General features: G+C 74.7%; 15 protein-coding genes. 6 read left to right on the top strand and 9 right to left on the bottom strand.

Translation table 11 applies throughout. The features are described 5' to 3' along the window. Positions 1-168: 168 nt before the first annotated feature. On the bottom strand, positions 169-1854 hold the full coding sequence (locus tag ACZ55U_RS17710) for an FtsW/RodA/SpoVE family cell cycle protein (protein WP_465527047.1): 1686 nt from the start codon (positions 1852-1854) through the stop codon (positions 169-171). A gap of 299 nt (positions 1855-2153) precedes the next feature. Between ACZ55U_RS17710 and ACZ55U_RS17705 the strand changes: the two genes are divergently transcribed. Both ACZ55U_RS17705 and rsgA read left to right on the top strand, forming a co-directional pair. After that, positions 2154-3323 (top strand): cytochrome c oxidase assembly protein, encoded by a 1170-nt coding sequence (locus ACZ55U_RS17705; protein ID WP_465527046.1) that lies wholly within the window; start codon positions 2154-2156, stop codon positions 3321-3323. Positions 3324-3711: 388 nt separating this feature from the next. Beyond that, positions 3712-4836, top strand: coding sequence for a ribosome small subunit-dependent GTPase A (rsgA, locus tag ACZ55U_RS17700; protein WP_465527045.1), 1125 nt, complete (start codon positions 3712-3714; stop codon positions 4834-4836). A 63-nt stretch (positions 4837-4899) separates the two neighbouring features. Here the strand turns inward: rsgA and ACZ55U_RS17695 are convergent, their stop codons facing one another. Then, the gene (locus ACZ55U_RS17695; RefSeq protein WP_465527044.1) at positions 4900-5358 is read right to left on the bottom strand and encodes an ASCH domain-containing protein; all 459 of its coding nucleotides are present in this window, start codon (positions 5356-5358) and stop codon (positions 4900-4902) included. Positions 5359-5826: 468 nt separating this feature from the next. On the opposite strand from ACZ55U_RS17695, the gene ACZ55U_RS17690 reads away from it, so the two are divergent. Both ACZ55U_RS17690 and ACZ55U_RS17685 read left to right on the top strand, forming a co-directional pair. Then, positions 5827-7455 carry a DNA-3-methyladenine glycosylase 2 family protein gene (locus tag ACZ55U_RS17690; protein WP_465527043.1) on the top strand — a complete coding sequence of 543 codons (1629 nt, stop codon included), beginning with the start codon at positions 5827-5829 and terminating at the stop codon, positions 7453-7455. Beyond that, a complete protein-coding gene (locus ACZ55U_RS17685) occupies positions 7452-7961 on the top strand; it encodes a methylated-DNA--[protein]-cysteine S-methyltransferase (RefSeq protein WP_465527042.1) in 510 nt (169 codons plus the stop codon). The genes ACZ55U_RS17690 and ACZ55U_RS17685 overlap by 4 nt, the downstream gene beginning before the upstream one ends. Positions 7962-8097: 136 nt before the next feature. Here the strand turns inward: ACZ55U_RS17685 and ACZ55U_RS17680 are convergent, their stop codons facing one another. Continuing rightward, the gene (locus ACZ55U_RS17680) at positions 8098-8610 is read right to left on the bottom strand and encodes a GNAT family N-acetyltransferase (protein WP_465527041.1); all 513 of its coding nucleotides are present in this window, start codon (positions 8608-8610) and stop codon (positions 8098-8100) included. A gap of 46 nt (positions 8611-8656) precedes the next feature. Further along, positions 8657-9217, bottom strand: coding sequence for a MarR family winged helix-turn-helix transcriptional regulator (locus tag ACZ55U_RS17675; RefSeq protein WP_465527040.1), 561 nt, complete (start codon positions 9215-9217; stop codon positions 8657-8659). A 212-nt stretch (positions 9218-9429) separates the two neighbouring features. Between ACZ55U_RS17675 and ACZ55U_RS17670 the strand changes: the two genes are divergently transcribed. After that, positions 9430-10941, top strand: coding sequence for an MFS transporter (locus ACZ55U_RS17670; protein WP_465527039.1), 1512 nt, complete (start codon positions 9430-9432; stop codon positions 10939-10941). 90 nt (positions 10942-11031) lie between these two features. Here ACZ55U_RS17670 and ACZ55U_RS17665 read toward each other — a convergent pair whose 3' ends face one another. The 5 genes from ACZ55U_RS17665 to ACZ55U_RS17645 all read right to left on the bottom strand — a co-directional run bounded on the left by ACZ55U_RS17665 (position 11032) and on the right by ACZ55U_RS17645 (position 14398). Beyond that, on the bottom strand, positions 11032-11532 hold the full coding sequence (locus ACZ55U_RS17665; RefSeq protein WP_465527038.1) for a hypothetical protein: 501 nt from the start codon (positions 11530-11532) through the stop codon (positions 11032-11034). A 118-nt stretch (positions 11533-11650) separates the two neighbouring features. Continuing rightward, entirely contained in the window at positions 11651-12238 is a 588-nt protein-coding gene (gene pth, locus ACZ55U_RS17660) for an aminoacyl-tRNA hydrolase (protein ID WP_465527037.1), read from the bottom strand. Positions 12239-12375: 137 nt separating this feature from the next. Then, complete coding sequence (locus ACZ55U_RS17655) at positions 12376-13098, bottom strand: DUF305 domain-containing protein (protein WP_465527036.1); 723 nt, start codon at positions 13096-13098, stop codon at positions 12376-12378. Continuing rightward, on the bottom strand, positions 13095-13760 hold the full coding sequence (locus ACZ55U_RS17650) for a DUF3105 domain-containing protein (protein ID WP_465527035.1): 666 nt from the start codon (positions 13758-13760) through the stop codon (positions 13095-13097). The genes ACZ55U_RS17655 and ACZ55U_RS17650 overlap by 4 nt, the downstream gene beginning before the upstream one ends. 101 nt (positions 13761-13861) lie before the next feature. Next, entirely contained in the window at positions 13862-14398 is a 537-nt protein-coding gene (locus ACZ55U_RS17645) for a hypothetical protein (protein ID WP_465527034.1), read from the bottom strand. Between the two features lie 317 nt (positions 14399-14715). Between ACZ55U_RS17645 and ACZ55U_RS17640 the strand changes: the two genes are divergently transcribed. After that, positions 14716-16455 (top strand): protein phosphatase 2C domain-containing protein, encoded by a 1740-nt coding sequence (locus ACZ55U_RS17640; RefSeq protein ID WP_465527033.1) that lies wholly within the window; start codon positions 14716-14718, stop codon positions 16453-16455. The last annotated feature ends 2 nt before the right edge of the window (positions 16456-16457 follow it).

The raw sequence follows: 16457 nt of genomic DNA, 5'->3' as shown, positions 1-16457 counted from the left end.
TCACAGGCCCCTGCGCCGTCCGGACCTTGCGAATCTCGAAGTCCAATGCATCCCCTGAACTGGGGTGTTGCAACGACTCCTAGAACCCAAGAGTGCGGGGGAGGCCCTGTGGCGTCCGTGCCCTGTGGCGTCGGTGCCCCGCGGCGTCGGTGCAGGCGCGGCGGGGCGTCAGGGGGCGGCCGGGTTCGGGGGGTGGCCGAAGCCGTAGGAGGGGCGCAGCTCGGTCCGGGCCGTCGGGTCCGCCGGCGCGTGCGGGGCTGACGGGTGGGGGGCTGGTGCGTACGGAGCTGACGCGTGCGGGGTTGACGCGTACGGTGCCGCCGGGTTCGGGTTCGGGCTCGGGTCCGGGGCTGACGGGTCGTACGGGCCGGGCAGGGGCGGGCCGTCCACCGACGGTCGGGCGGGCGCGGGTCCGTCGACCGGGTGTGCCCGGGGCTGGGCCTGGACCTGGGCGGGGAGCGGCTCGGGGGAGGGCTGGGCCGGATCCAGCGCGGTGCGCCCGGAGGAGTCGCTCAGCTTGATCAGCAATCCCACCATCAGCCAGTTCGCCAGCAGCGACGAACCGCCGGCCGCGAGGAACGGCAGCGCCTTGCCGGTCAGCGGGACCAGCCCGCTCACCCCGCCGACCACCACGAACACCTGGAGCGCCAGCGCCGCCGACAGCCCGGTGGCCAGCAGCTTGCCGAACGGGTCGGTGAGGCCGACCGCGGTGCGCAGACCGCGTTGGATCAGCAGCACGTAGACCAGCAGGATCGCGGTCACCCCGGCCAGGCCCAGCTCCTCGCCGATGGTGGTGAAGATGAAGTCGCTGCGGCCGGCGAAGCCGATCAGCCAGGGCCGCCCCGAGCCCAGGCCGGTCCCGGTCAGGTGCCCAGTGCCCAGGCTGAACAGCGCCTCGGCGGGTTGTTCGGAGATCGCCTGGTCGTGCACGGGCTTGTAGTAGTCGAGCGGGTGCAGCCAGGCCTCGACGCGGCCGTGCACGTGGGGCTCCACGGTGCCGACCACCGCCGCGCCGCCGACCGCCATCAGCAGCCCGAGCACCACCCAGCTGGTGCGTTCGGTCGCCACGTACAGCATCACGATGAAGAGGCCGAAGAAGATCAGCGAGGTGCCCAGGTCGCGCTCGAAGATCAGCACCAGCAGGCTGACCGCCCAGATCGCCAGCACCGGACCGGCGTGCCGGCCGCGCGGCAGGGTCATCCCCCAGACCTTCCGGCCGGCCAGCGCCAGGGCGTCCCGGTGGGCCATCAGGTAGCCCGCGAAGAAGATCGTGATCGCGACCTTCACGAACTCGTCCGGCTCGAAGGAGGGCAGCCCCGGGAGCTTGATCCAGCGCTTGGCGCCGAAGCTGTCGGTCGGTGAGAAGATCGGCGCGGTCAGCAGGACCAGCGCGCCCGCCATCATCAGGTAGACGTACCGCTGGAAGAAGCGGTGGTGCTTGACGAGGACGACCAGCACGAGTGCCGCCGCCACCGAGATGAACACCCACATCAGCTGGGAGGGCGCGGCCGGGAGCTTCTGGTAGTCGCCCTTGGCGGCGTGCGCGAGCTTGTAGCTGAAGTCCAGCCGGTCCAGCAGCACCAGTCCGAAGCCGGTCAGGAAGACGCCCAGCGGCAGGATCAGCGGATCGGCGTACGGCGCGAACCGGCGCACCGCCAGGTGGGCCGCGCCGGCCAGCGCGCCCAGGGACAGGCCGTGCACCAGCAGGCCGGGCGGCAGCTTTCCGGTCAGCGCCAGATCGGCGTCGATGTGTCCCGCCAGACAGACGGCCACCGCGAAGGCCACCAGGCCCAGTTCGATGTTGCGGTGGCGCGTCGCCAGTCGGCGGCCCTCGCCGCGTGCAGTGCTTCGCACCTCGTGTCATCCCCTTGTCGACCACGGCGGGGTCTCGCCGCCGGTGCATCCTTCCAGACGTTTGTGTCTTCGGGGCGGTTGCCGGGAGGGGCGGCCGAGGGGCGGAACTTTGCCCGGGCAAAGCTTTGCCGGGGGCCGGGTAAAGCGCTGTCCAGGCCCGGGTATAGAGGCGGGGCCCGGGTGCGGCGGAGCCCTCGCGCGGGGACATCATGGCCGGGCGCCGGGGCGGGCCCGGCGGGTCCCGACGGCCGGTGCTCCGGTCGGTGGGGCCTCCCCGAACGGGTGAGGTGAGCGGGCGGATGGACGCAGCGGTGGACGGCGCGGTGGGCGGCTCCGCCCCGGTGCTCGCCTACGGCGGGCCGCCGCCGTGGCGGTGGTCCGACCTGGCGACCTCGTGGACGGCCGAACCTCTGGTGCTCGTGCTGTCGGTGCTGCTCGCGGCCTGGTACCTGGGGGCGGTGCGCAGGGTCAACCGCCGGGCGGGCGCCGGAGGGCCGTCCGATGGCGGCTCCTCGGGCGGTGGGCTCTCGGGCGGTGGGTTCTCGGGCGGTCTGGGTTCCGGGCTCTCCGGTGGCGGCTCCTCGGGTGGGGAACTCTCGGGTGGGGGACTCTCGGGTGGCGGGCTCTCGGGCCGGGGGCGCTGGCGGCCGACCCGGACCGCCGCCTTCCTCGGCGGGCTGCTGCTGTGGATCTGGTGCACCTGCTCCGGCCTCGGCGTGTACGAGCGGGTCCTGTTCACCGACCGGGCCGTGCAGGTCGTGCTGCTGCTGATGGTCGTCCCGCTGCTGCTCGCGCTCGGCGCCCCGGTCTCGCTCCTGGCCGAGGCGGCGCCGGCGGCCCGGCGGGAGCGCGTCCTGCGGGCGCTGCGCAGCCGTCCGTCCAAGGTGCTGATGTTCCCGGCGGTCTCCACCGCGCTGCTGATGGCGCCGCCGTGGCTGCTCTACTTCACGCCCTGGTACGAGTGGTCGGTGTCCAGCGGGCTCGGCAACGTGGTGCTGCACCTGGCGCTGGTGCTGCTGGGCCTCGCCTACTTCTGGCCGAGGCTGCAACTCGACCCGGTCGGGCACGAGTACCCGCACCTGGTGGGGCTGTTCATCACCTTCGCCGAGGTGATCTTCGACGCGGGCCTCGGGATCGTGCTGATCTACGGCGGGCACCTGGTGGCCGAGCACTACTACGTGGCGCTCGGGCGGCCGTGGGGGCCGAGCCTGGCGCAGGACCAGACCTGGGGCGGCAACGCGTTCTGGGTGCTGGGAGACCTGGTCGGGCTGCCGTTCCTGGCCGCGCTGGTGCGGCGGATGGTGGTGCAGGGGCGGGAGGAGACCGAGGCGGTGGACGCCGAGCTGGACGCCCGCTTCGAGGCGGCGGCCGCGCGGGCGCGGGAGGCGGGGCTGCCGGAGGAGGACGAGACCGGGATGCGGCCGTGGTGGCTGGACGACCCGAACCTCAGGCACCGCTACGGGGGGTAGCGCGCGGGGGTGGGGACGAGGGGTGGGGGCGCGTGGTGGGGACGAGGGGTTGGGGCGCGGGATGGCGCGAGCCTCGGTCGCCCGGGGTGGTTGTTGTGCGGGCCAATTTTGGTCCTCCGTAGTCCCCTTGAGCGTCTCCGCGCCACGTTTCCGCAGGTCAAAAATGGGTTGGCCACAACCCCCCGCTCCGCTAGCGTGTGACACGTCCGGTTCGGGGGCCATTGGGCCGCCCGAGGAGTAGAGAGCAGGAGGTGAACCCCGTGGTCGTTGTCGCCCCGATAGCTGCCCAGGGCAGCACTCGCGTTCACCGCCTCTTCCCGGCCGCCGGCTGAGCCCTTCGCGCCAGCCGTAGCCCGCCGGGACCATCTCCTCCCGAAGGGCCACCGCGTTGTTCAACGCTGCCTCCGTTTCTTCTTCCTCTTCTTCTTCCTCCGCCGGTGACGCCTCCGCGCTGACCGGTTACGGCTGGACGGCCGAGCTCGCGGAGCTGTTCACCCCGTTCGGCGAGGCCGGGCTGCTCCCGGCCCGGATCGTCCGGGTCGACCGCGGCCAGTGCGACGCCGTGATCGCCGACCCGGAGACGGGCGAGCCGTGCACCGTCCGGTTCGACACCCGGTCGGTGGGCGACGCCGACATGATCAACTGCCCGTGCACGGGGGACTGGGCGGCCGTGGACCTCCACGCCCGGCCGATGGCCTCCGTGGCCGCGCTGCTGCCGCGCTCCACCGCGATCATCCGCAAGGTGGCCGGCAAGCGCTCCGACGGCCAGGTGCTGGCCGCCAACGTCGACACCGTGCTGATCGCCTCCTCCCTCGCGGTGGACCCCGACCTCGGCCGGATCGAGCGGTTCCTCGCCCTGGCCTGGGAGTCCGGCGCCGAGCCGCTGGTCGTCCTCACCAAGGCCGACCTGGTCGACGACGCCGACTTCATCCGGGCCGACGTCGAGGCGGTCGCCCCTGGCGTCCCGGTGCTCGTGGTGAGCGCCGAGACGGGCGAGGGCATGGACGTGCTGCGCGCCTGCACCCCCGGCACCACCGCCGTGATCGGCCAGTCCGGCGTCGGCAAGTCCACGCTCACCAACGCGCTGGTCGGGGTCGACGTGATGACGGTCCAGGAGGCCCGCTCGGTCGACCAGAAGGGCCGCCACACCACGACGACCCGCGAGCTGATACCGCTGCCCGGCGGGGGCGTGCTGATCGACACCCCCGGGCTGCGCGAGGTCGGCCTCTACGGTGGCGAGGGCGTGGACCTGGCCTTCGCCGACATAGCCGAGCTGGCCGAGGAGTGCCGCTTCCACGACTGCGGCCACCACACCGAGCCCGGCTGCGCGGTGCGGGCGGCGCTGGCCGACGGCACCCTGCCGCAGCGCCGGATGGACAGCTACCTCAAGCTCCAGCGCGAGAACGACTGGATCGCCTCGCGCACGGACGCCCGGGTGGCCAAGGCGCGGCTGAAGAAGTGGAAGACGATCACCAAGTCGATGCGAGCCGCGGGAGGTCCGGTGAAGCGCTGACCTCGGCTCCGGCCGGCCGCCGCGAACCGGCCGTCGGCCGGCCTTCGCCGGGCCCCGCCCGGCTCAGCGGAGGTCGGCCACCAGGCGGAAGCGCTGCAGGACCAGCGGGGTGGTGTCGTCCACGGTGAACTCCGGATCACCGAGGGCTTCGAGCAGCTCCGGGCTGCGCCAGAACTGCTCGTGCCCGGCTCGCCATTCGGCGACGCTGGTGAACCCCTCGCCCTCGTCCACGGCGTGCTGGAGGTCGACGTCGGCGAGCGGGACCACCCGGACGTCCGTGGTCTCGATCACGGCGACCCTGCGGCCGTCCGAGTCGAGGACGGCGGCCCGCTCGCCGACCAGCGGCAAGGGCTCGTTCTCGTGCTCGTAGTCGGCGACCAGGCCGGTGGTGCTGGTTTTGGAGGCGTCGAGGATCGCGGCGACCAGCTGGTCCCGCAGCGGACCGGGGAACGCGAACTCGGCCGGAGGCAGGGCGGCGACGCGCGGGTCGTCCACGCCGGTGTAGGGCTGCTGTTCGTTCATCCGGCGAGGCTAACGGCGGCGCTGGTCGGCGCGCCCGCGAATTTCGGGCGCCGCGGCTCGCGACGGTGCTCACGGGCGCCCGGCCCGCCTGCCGCGCTGTGGCGCGGAGCGGGCTCGGCTCCGGACGTGGGCCCTGGCCTGGACCGGGGGCCCGGACAGGGGCGCAGGCCCGGGCTCGAACCTGGCCCGGCTCCGGGTGCGGCCCCGGTGCGGCACTGGCCCGGCGCGAGTGCGGCCCCGGCTGCGCGTGGGCACGGGCCGGTGAGCCATGGAGCCTCACAGGGCCATGGCTCCATGGGGCGAGGCGGTGGGCGGTGGGCGGTGGTGGTGGCGGGTGGGGTGGGGGGAGGGGGAGGGGGAAGGGGCCCCAGGCAGTCACGTAGGAGTACCTCTACAGAGCTTCCGCCGCCGCTCCCGGCACCGCCGGAGCGGCGGCGGGGAGGCGGCCGGGGAAGCTCCGGAACGGTGATGTCCGATTTCCGCCAGTCGGCTCACACCTGGTGCCGCAGACTGGACAGCGTGATCGACGACGACATCCGGTACCGAGCCGTGGACAGCCGAGACGCCCGCTTCGACGGGGTCTTCTTCACGGCGGTCACCTCCACCGGCATCTACTGCCGTCCGAGCTGCCCCGCGGTGACACCCAAGCGCGTCAACTGCGTCTTCTACCCCAGCGCCGCTGCCGCCCAGGGGGCCGGTTTCCGCGCCTGCCGCCGCTGCCGCCCCGACTCCGTGCCCGGCTCGCCCGAGTGGAACCACCGTGCTGACCTGGTCGGCCGGGCGATGCGCCTGATCGGCGACGGCGTGGTGGACCGGGAGGGCGTCGCCGGCCTGGCCGTGCGCCTCGGCTACAGTTCCCGGCAACTGCAACGCCAGCTGACCGCCGAACTCGGCGCCGGCCCGATCGCGCTGGCCCGCGCCCGCCGCGCCCAGACCGCCCGCCTGCTCCTCCAGACCACCGAACTGCCCGTCACCGAGATCGCGTTCGCGGCCGGCTTCGCCTCCGTCCGTCAGTTCAACGACACCGTGCGCGAGGTCTACGACCGCACCCCCAGCGGCCTGCGCGCCGAGGTCGCCGCCGGCCGCCGCACCGCGACCCCGGCCGGTGGCCTCACCCTGCGCCTCGCCTACCGCGGCGCCCTCGACAGCGACCACCTGATCGACTTCCTCGCCCTGCGCGCCGTCCCCGGCGTGGAGGAGGTCGTCCCCGGCGCGCGCCCCGGCGTGCGCACCTACCGGCGCACCCTCGCGCTCCCGTACGGCCATGGCATCGCCGAGGTCGACGGCCTGGCGCCGGACCAGCCGCCCACCCGCGGCTGGCTGGACTGCCGGCTGCTGCTCGCCGACCTGCGCGACCTGCCGACCGCCGTCCAGCGCCTGCGCATCCTCTTCGACCTGGACGCGGACCCGGTCGCGGTCGACGACCAGCTCGGCGCCGACCCGCTGCTCGGTCCGCTGGTCCGCGAGCGCCCCGGCCTGCGCTCGCCCGGCCACGTGGACCCGCACGAGCTCGCCGTCCGCGCCGTGCTCGGCCAGCAGATCAGCGTCGGCGCCGCCCGTACGCTGGCGGGGCGGCTGGCCGAGAAGTACGGCACCACGCTGCCCGAGCCCAGCGGCGGCCTGCGCCTGCTCTTCCCGACCGCGGCGGCCCTGGCCACCGCCGATCCGGAGGACTTCGCGATGCCCGCCGCCCGCCGCCGCGCGCTCACCGGCCTGTGTGCCGCGCTGGCCGAGGGCGTGGTCCGCCTCGACGGAGGGGTCGACCGGGAGGAGGCCGCAGCCCGGCTGCTGGACCTGCCCGGTATCGGCCCGTGGACGGTCGGCTACCTGCGGATGCGGGCGCTGGCCGACCCCGATGTCTTCCTCCCGAGCGACGTGGGTGTCAAGCACGGCCTGCTCCGCCTCGGCGCCCCCGGTGATCCGAAGTCCGCGGCCCGTGCCGCCGAGGCCTGGGCGCCGTGGCGCTCCTACGCCGTCCACCGGCTGTGGGCCGGCTCCGTGAGCGCCGCCCCCGCGAGCCCCGTCAGCGGCGCCCAGGTCGGCTCCGCCGCCGGCACCGCCGGTACCAGCACTGAAACGGAGAACGACCGAGCATGAGCACCATCGTCTACACCACCATGGAGAGCCCCTTCGGGCGGCTGCTGCTCAGCGGGGTGCTGCCCGAGGACGGCGGACCGGCCGCGCTTGCCACCGTCACCGCGCCCGGCCAGAAGTACGCGCTGGCCGAGCCCGCCGACGGCTGGGTCCCCGACCCGGAGGCGCTCGCCGAGCCGGTGGCGCAGCTGACCGACTACTTCGCCGGCCGGCGCACCTGCTTCGACCTCCCGCTCGCGCCCGGGGGCACCGAGTTCCGCCGCAGGGTCTGGGCCGCGCTGGACGAGATCCCGTACGGCAAGACCGTCACCTACGGCGAACTCGCGGAACTGGCCGGGCAGGAGCCGCGCATGGTCCGCGCGGTCGGCGGCGCGGTGGGCGCCAACCCGCTGCTGATCGTGCGGCCCTGCCACCGGGTGCTGGGTGCCAGTGGCGCGCTCACCGGCTTCGCGGCCGGGGTGGACCGCAAGCGCTGGCTGCTGGATCTGGAGAGCGGCACTCTGTTCTGACCGTTCCCGGCGGACGTTTGCCCCGGGCGGGCGTTCTGGCCGATCGAGCGCTCGACCTCACCCGGCACTCGAACCCGCCGGGCGCTCAACCCCGCCGGGTGCTCAACCCCGCCGGCCACTCAACCCCGCCGGCCACTCAACCCCGAAGGTCCACCCGCCAGTTGTTGCTGCGCACGAACCGCCCGGGCGGGAACTCGAAGTCCGTCTCGCCGAGCAGCGTGAACCCGGCCTTCGCGCAGACCGCGTTGGAGGCGGGGTTGTCCACCGAGGGGAAGGCGTGCAGGTACCGGTGGGCGGCCTCGCGGCGGGCGGCCGCGACGGCGGCCCGGGTGGCGGCGACCGCGATGCCCCGGCCCTGGAAGCCGGGCAGCACGTTCCACCCCATCTCGTGGACGGTCCGCCCCTCCCAGGTCCGGGTGCCGTAGCCGACGGTGCCGACCGACTCCTCCTCGGGCAGCAGCACGATCCGGTACATGCAGCCGAGCCCGGACGGGACGAAGTCCAGGTAGCGCCGGTGCCGTACGAGCAGCTGCTCCGCGCTCTCCGGTCCGCCGACGTGCTTCTTCATCTCCGGGGTGTTGACCCGGCGCAGCAGCGCGAGGTCGTCGTCCGTCCAGGGCTCGATCCGTACGTCCGCGGTGGTCGTCATACCGGGGGACGGTAGCGCCGGGCGCACCCCGGTCACCAGCGGGTTTTCACTCCGCCGCCGGCCCCTCCGCGTCACCCCGCGGGACCTCGTCCCCGGCACCCGGCGGGACCTCGCCCCCGGCGCCCGGCTGGGCCAGGGCGCGGGCGAGCTGCTCCAGCGCGGGCAGGGCGCCGATGACCGCCGAGCGGTCGTCCGGGGCGAGGGTGCCGAGTGCGGCGGCGATCCGGCGCTCATGGGCGTGCTGCCAGTCGTCCAACTGCCGCCGCCCCGCCGGGGTGAGGGCGATCCGGGCGGTGCGGCGGTCGCCGGGGTCTGCCTGGCGGTCCACGAAGCCGGCTTCGAGCAGCTTCCCGACCAGCCCGCTGACGGTGTTGGGAGCGAGCCGCTGCCGCGCGGCCAGCTCGCCGACCCGCAGCGGTGCGGCGGCCAGCGTCTGGAGGAGCTCGACCTGTGCCATCGGCAGGGACTCCCACGGATAGTCGGTGCGGATGCTGCTGCGCAGCGCGCGGCGCAGCCGGGTGACGGTGTCGGTCAGCCGCCGGGCCTGCTCGACCGCCGGGTCGGGGCTTCCGGTGGCGGGGTCGGGAACGTGTGGTGACGACGGCATGGCGGACAGCGTATCTCCTGGTACGGGGTGGTCCGGCGGCCGGTTCGGGCCCCGCCCCGCGCTGTGTTGCGGCGCTGTTGCGCGGGCTCGGGTAGGGCGCGCCTGGCTCCGTCCCCGGCGGCCGTCCGGCGCTGTTCGCAGCGTGCGACGGACCATGTCGCAGTACGATCTGCTCGTAGAACGAACATATCTGTATCCGATATATTTGTGGCATGAATGCCACCGCCCTTGCCTCGCGGCTGCTCACCGAACGGCCCAGGCCCCGCGGCATCGCCGGCTGGCCCCACGCCCACTGGCTGGCCGTCGCCACGGTCTGCCTCGGCGCCTTCCTCGGTCAGCTCGACGCCAGCGTCATCGCCCTGGTCTTCCCCGCCCTCGGCCGGCACTTCGACGCGAGCTTCGCGGCCGTCGAGTGGGTCGCGCTCGCCTACCTGCTGGTCCTGGTCGCCCTGCTGGCGCCGGTCGGCTGGCTGTCCGACCTGGTCGGTCGCAAGACCATGTACATCGGCGGCTTCGCGCTCTTCGGCCTCTCCTCGCTCGGCGCGGGATTCGCTGGCGGCCTCTGGGAGCTGGTCGGCTTCCGCGCCGTCCAGGCGGTCGGCGCCGCGATGATGCAGGCCAACAGCGTCGCCCTGGTCGCGCGCGGCGTCCCGGAGTGCGCGATGCGGCGCGCGCTCGGCATCCAGGCCTCCGCCCAGGGGCTCGGCCTGGCGCTCGGGCCGAGCCTCGGCGGGCTGCTGGTGGAGCACGCCTCGTGGCGCTGGGTGTTCTGGGTCAACGTGCCGATCGCGGTGTTCGGCATCCTGGCCGGCTGGTTCCTGCTGCCCCGCACCCGGACGGCGACCGGTCCGGCCGTCGTCCCGGCGCTCGTTCCGGCGCCCCGCAGGCGTGCCCCGGCCCCGGTCCCGGCGCTCCGGGGGCGCGCCACGGTCCGTCGGGACGACGCCCGCTTCGACCTGCCCGGCATGCTGCTGCTCACCGGCGCGACCACCGCGCTGCTGCTCGCCCTGTCCACCGCCTCCGGCCTGCCGCTGCCCGGCTGGGCGGTCGCCGCCCTGCTGCTCGCCTCCGCCGCCCTGGCCCTCGCGCTGGTGCGCCAGGAACGGCGGGCCGCCCGGCCGATCCTGGCCCCCGGGCTGGTCAACACCCCGGGCGTGCGCTCGGGCCTGCTGGTCGCCCTGATCGGCTACCTGCTGCTGTTCTGTCCGCTGGTGCTGGGCCCGGTACTGCTCACCGGCGCGGGCCTGTCGACGGCCCGCGCCGGTCTGGTGATCACCCTGCTGCCCGCCGCGTTCGCCTTCGCCGCGACGGTCGGCGGCGGACTGCTGCCCCGGGGCTGGTCGGACGTGACCAGGTGCCGCTCCGGCGCGCTGACCGCGGCCGCCGGACTGCTGCTGTTCGCCCTGCTGCCGGCCTCGGACGCGGCGGCGGCCCCGCTGCTGGTCGCCGGCTACGGTCTGGGCCTGCTGCTGCCCGCCAACAACGCGCTGGTGATGCGCGCGATACCGGCGGAGTGCTCGGCGGTCGGCGGCGGCATGGTGAACATGGCGCGCAGCCTCGGTACGGCGCTCGGCATGGCGCTGTCCGTCCTCGGTGTCCACCTGGCGGGCGCCGCGTCCGGTGGGCGGACGGTGCTGCTCGTCCTCGCCGCCGTCGCGGCGACGGCCGCGCTGCTCACCCGGCCCGTCCGGGGCCGGGGCGCCGGGGCCGGACGTGAGTCCTGACCGGGGCTGTGGCCCGTCCGAGGCCGAGGCCTGACCGAGCGTGAAGCCTGACCGGTCCGCAGCAGCCGGTCCGCGGAAGCCGGGGAGGATTCACCCCCACTCCGACCGCTCGGCCAGCCGGCGGTACCACCAGAACCCGGTCCGCCACCGGCGCCGGTGCGCGAACGGGTCCGGCAGGGTGCGGCGCGAGAACTCCTCGTCCAGCGACCCCACCAGCCGGCCGAGTTCGGCCCGGGCCCGTGGCGGCAGCCCCTCCAGGACCTCCGCCAGCACGTCGCGCGCGTGCCTGACGTCGTCGAAGGAGCACCCGGAGCAGGAGCAGTGCGACTCCCGCGGGTACAGCGGGCGCCTGCCCAGTGGCCGCAGGAACGCCCGGTAGCGCCGCAACGCCCTGTCGGTGGCGCCCGGGTGGAGGAAGGCGTGGCGGGGAGGGGCGCGGCGAGGGGAGGGACTCCCGCTCAGGTGCTCGACCCGGTGCACGGCCAGGCTCGCCCCGGCGGAGAGCCCGTGGATCCGCGGCGGCGGGGCGGGCCCCCAGAGGCGGGGGAGTGGTCGTTCGGCGCGCAGGGCGCGCGGCCGTCTACGCGGCATCGGCCCTTCGGAGCGTGGTCACGGGAGCCACGCTGCCAGAAGCGGCCACCCGGCCGCACCCGGATATCGGTCCGAGAACCGGCCCGCCCGGGTCCCCGGCTCCCTGGGCCCCGGCCCCTCAGGCCCCCGCAGGGGCGTTCAGAGCGTCCTGGGCCCGGTTCAGGCCGCGCCGCACCAGCGTCTCCAGGGCGTCCGCACAGCGGTCCAACTCGGCCGGTAGGGCGCCCAGTTCATCGTCGGAGAACTTCTTCAGCACGAAGTCCCCGACGCTCTGGCCCTTCGGCGGCCGACCGATGCCGAACCGCAGCCGGGCGAAGTCCCGGGTGCCGAGCACCTCGCCCACCGAGCGCACCCCGTTGTGGCCGCCGGGCCCGCCGCCGCGCTTGAGCCGGGCGGAGCCGAACGGGAAGTCCAGGTCGTCCTGCACCACCACCAGCCGCTCGACCGGGACGTCGTGACGGCGCAGCAGTCCGGCGACCGGCCGCCCGGACAGGTTGATGGACCACAGTGGCTTGGCCAGCAGCACCCGGTGGCCGCCGACGCCGATCTCGGCCACCAGGGTGGCGAGGCCGCGCCGGCGGAACCGGGCGCCGTGCCGTTCGGCCAGCCGGTCCACGGCCAGGAAGCCCGCGTTGTGCCGGGTCAGCCGGAACCAGGGGCCGGGGTTGCCCAGTCCGGCGATCAGCCAGGGGGCGTCGGTGGTCATGCGGGGGTTCTCCAGGAGAGGTCACGAGAAGTCGGGACAGGAACGCGGACGGCCGGGGCGCGGCCGGGACGGTACGGGACCGTCCCCGCCGGCGCCCCGGCCGTCCGGGGGAGCGTGCGGGCCGTGCGGAGGAGCGCTCAGGAGGCGGGCACGCCGGGGGCGGCGCCGCGCTCCTTGAGCATGTCGGTCATCAGCTCCAGTTCGGAGGTCTGGGCGACCACCATCGACTGCGCGAGCCGCTTCTCCGCGTCGTTCTTGGCCAGGTCGACGTAGCCCTGAGCCATCTCGACGCCGCCCTTGTGGTGCTCGATCATCAGCTGGAGGTAGTACACCTCGGCGTCCCGCCCGCTGAGCGTGCGCAGCTTCGCGATCTGGGTGTTGGTGGCCATGCCGGGCATCAGCGAACCGTCGTGGGCCTGGTACTCGTGGCCCATCTTCATCCACGCCATCGGCGCGGCGGTCACGTGCTGGGACAGCCCCCACTGGTCCAGCCAGCCCATCATCATCCCGCGCTGGTTGGCCTGGGTGTTGATGATGTCGAAGGCCAGGGTGCGGGTCGGCTCGTCGGAGGTGCGGTCCCGGACGACGAACGACAGGTCCACCGCCTGCTGGTGGTGGGTCGCCATGTCGCGGGCGAACCCGGCCTCGGGCGAGTCGTCCGCCGGGACGGACAGCGTGGAGGAGCCGGACGCCGAGGTCCCGCTCGCGACCAGGGCCGGCACCCCGAGCGCCAGCGCGACGGCGGCGGCCAGGGCGGCCGGCCACCACACGCGCCGGCGGTGGGCGGCGCCGCCCGTCTCGGCGGAGTCCGCCGCCTCCGGGGAGGCAGCTTCCGGGCGGTGCGCGTCGGCGCCGCTCACATCTGCCCCATGGTGCAGGAGGCGCCCGGCTCCTGGGTCTGCTTGCCCTGGACGTACTTGGTGAAGAACTCCTCCACCCGCGGGTCGGTGGCGCTGTCCACGATCAGCTGGGTGCTCCAGGCGTTCAGGGTGATGGTGCCCTGCTCGTCCGGGTACGGGCTCATCATCGAGTACGGGGTCTTCTTGACCTTGTCGGAGAGGATCTTGATGTCGTCCGGCGTGGCCTTGCCGTTGTACGTCACCCAGACCGCGCCGTGCTCCAGCGAGTGGACGGCGCGCTCGTTCTCCAGCGGCTGGTCGTAGACGTGCGCCATGCAGTCCGCCCAGATCGCGTTGTGGTCGCCGCCGACCGGCGGGGTCATCGGGTAGGTGACCTTGTCCTTGACGTGGGTCCGGCTCAGTTCGCCGAAGGTCTTCACGCCCGGGATGTCCGCGTTGGCGGCGGCCTCCTTGTCCTTCTTCTTCTGGTTCTGGTCCATGACGATCCAGGTGCCGGTGGCGATCGCGCCGATCACCAGCACACCGGCCGCCACGGAGGCGACGATCTTGTTGCGGCGGTCGCGGCGCTGCTCGGCGGCGCGCAGCTCGGCGATCCGGGCGCGGCGGTCGCCGGACTGCTGCTTGCCGCCGGGCTTGTTGGACTGCTTGGAAGCGGAACCCATGATGGTCGTCCTTGTCCCCGCCGCACCGGTCGGTGACGGCGGTCAGCTGGAGTGAGCGGAAGGGCGGAACCGTCGGCGGGCGTGCCGACGGCGGGCCCCGCTCAGGACCGGTGGACTTGGAGTTCGTGCAGGTCGGGTACCGGGTGCGAGCCGTCCAGCAGGCCGGCGGGCACCACCCGGTGCGGCGCCTCGGGCGCGGCCGGGGTGAGCGGTGACACGGCGGGCTGCGGCTGCGGCGGCGGGTTGGGCAGCTGGGCGTCCTGCGGGCAGTACGGGTGGCTGGAGCAGCCGTTGTTGCGCGGCGGCTGGCCGTCGGCGGTGCAGAGGATCCAGTGCCCCTGCTCCTCGGCCGTCCGGTGGTGCTCCGAGGGCCCAGCGGACTTGGTGATCTTCGCGGCGCGGCCGGGGCGGGAGGTCTGCCCGGTGGCGACCTGGACGCTGACCACGCTGACGACGGTGACGGCGCTCACCGCGGCCTGGGGCGGTGCGGGACGGCCGCCGTCCGCCGCCTTGGCCGGGCCCGCGCACGGCAGCAGCGTCAGCAGGGTGACGAGCAGCAGCACCAACAGCCTGGCTGCCGGGCGGCCCGCGGACGCGGCCCTCCCCGGTCGGGGCGAGCTGGGGGCCGACGCGGTCATGCGCACATTTAATCAGCCGAACGAGTGATGCGATGCCCCCCAACGGCCCCCATTTTCGGCGGCCCGCACACCCGGATGGCCAGGAAACGCCCTGCTCCGGACACATCCGGCAAGCACGGACGGAACGGAAGCGGACGAACGGGTGACGCACCCGCGGCGGGGTCGGTGAAGCGGCGGTGAGGGTGGTGGCCGGGATGTTCCGGTGGGTGACCGGTTGTCGCCGAAACCCGGACAGGGTCGTCGCAGGTGGAGAACAATGTCGTCCAGCCCGGCCCGCCCGGGGGCGGCGCGACCACGGAACGACCAGGAGCCGCCAGATGAGCAAGCAGGGTGCACCCGCACAGCCGCACCGGCCGGACGACGGCTGGTGGGACGCCGTCTACGACGGTCCGGCGGGCACCCTCCCGGACACTCCGCTCGCCGACGCGGGGGGCGGCAGCGTGGACGACTGGTTCGACACGGCGGTCGGGCTCATCGGGCAGCAGCGGTCGGCGGAGCCGGAGCTGGAGCCGGAGCTGGAGCCGGAGGTACCGGCGCAGGCGGGCGCGGACGCGGAGGAGGCTGCCGGGGAGCCGGACGGCTCGCGGGCCCAGGACGGCCGGGACAGCATCGACGACTGGTTCGACACCGCGGTCGGCGTGATCGGCGGAGCGGCGGGGATCGGACGGCAGCGGACCTCCCCGGAGACCCACCAGTTCCCGGCCCCCGCCTTCGCCGACGACGCACCGACGGCGCCGCCGCGACCGGCGGCGGAGCCGGAGGTCAGGCCGGAGCGGACGGCTGAACCGGCACCGGAGCCGGAGGCCGTACCGGTTTCGCTGGAGAAGACCGAACCGGCGCCTGAGCCGGAACCGGTGCGTGAGCCGGAACCAGAACCCGAGCCGGAGCCTGAGACCGAACCCGAAGCTCCCGCTGCCGAGGAGCCCGAGGCCGCGGAGAGGCCGGGAGAACCCGCCGAACCCTCGGAACCCGCGGAACCCTTGGAACCCGCGGAACTCGACGCCCCCGCTCCCGCCGTCGCCGTCGCCGGAACCCCCGAGCCCGAGCCCGTCCACACCCCGGAACCCGACCCCGAGCCCTCGCCCCCCACCGCGGCCGTCCCGGACCCCCGGCTCACCATCCGCGCCCCGCTCGCCGACGGCGGCGCGGCCGTCCCGCACGTCGGCGAACGCCCTCCGACGTACGGCCCCGAACCGACGGCCGTACCCGAGGCGGACCCGGGGGCCTTGCGCGCGCTCGTCCCCGACACCGTGCTGGAGGGCGCGCAGTACGGGGGGTCCGTGCTGCGCGCCGCCTCCGTCCGGGGCGACTCCGCCCGCTACCGGGGCGAGCCGCGCCGTGACGCCCTGCTGGTCACCCGGTTCGGCGAGGGCGCCGACGGCCTGTTGCTCGCCGTCCTCGGCGGTCTGGACCGTACCGGCGCCGAGGACGAGACGGTCTCCCCGGCGGCGGTCGCGGCGGCCACGGGGGAGGCCTGTCGCCAGCTCGCCGCCGCGATCGGGCGCAGCCGGGCAGGACTGGCCGCCGACCTGCGCGACGGAGCCCGCGACCGGCTCCGCTACGGCCTCCAGCGCCTGGCCACCAGCGCGGCCGCCCCGCTGCGCGCCCTGGCGCCCCGGGAGGAGGGGGACGACGCCCCGTCCCCGGCCTCGCTGCACTGCCTGCTGATGTCGCTGGACCCGGAGGCCGGCTACCGCGCGGCCTTCGGCGTCGGCCCGGGCGGGCTCTACCTGCTGCGCTCCGGCCACTGGATCGACGCCTACGCGGCCCGCCTGCTGCACCACCCGGACGGCCAGCCGCCGGTACCCGACGCCCCGGCCCCCGGCCCGCGCCCGTTCCGCTTCCGGCTGGTGCCGGCGACCCCGGGCGACATACTCCTCCTCTGCACCCCGGGCCTGGCCCGCCCCGTCGCCGACGAGCCGGCCGTCGCCCACTTCCTCTCCACCCACTGGGCCCACCCCCACCCCCCGGGCACCGTCGACTTCCTCCGCCAGGTCCAGGTCCGCGCCAAGGGCTACGCCGACGACCGCACCGCCGCCGCCATCTGGACCGAGTGATC

The sequence above is a fragment of the Kitasatospora sp. NPDC034533 genome (genome assembly GCF_055575155.1).
The sequence above is the reverse complement of the archived record's forward strand: the minus strand, read 5'-3'. Positions and strand labels throughout refer to the sequence as shown.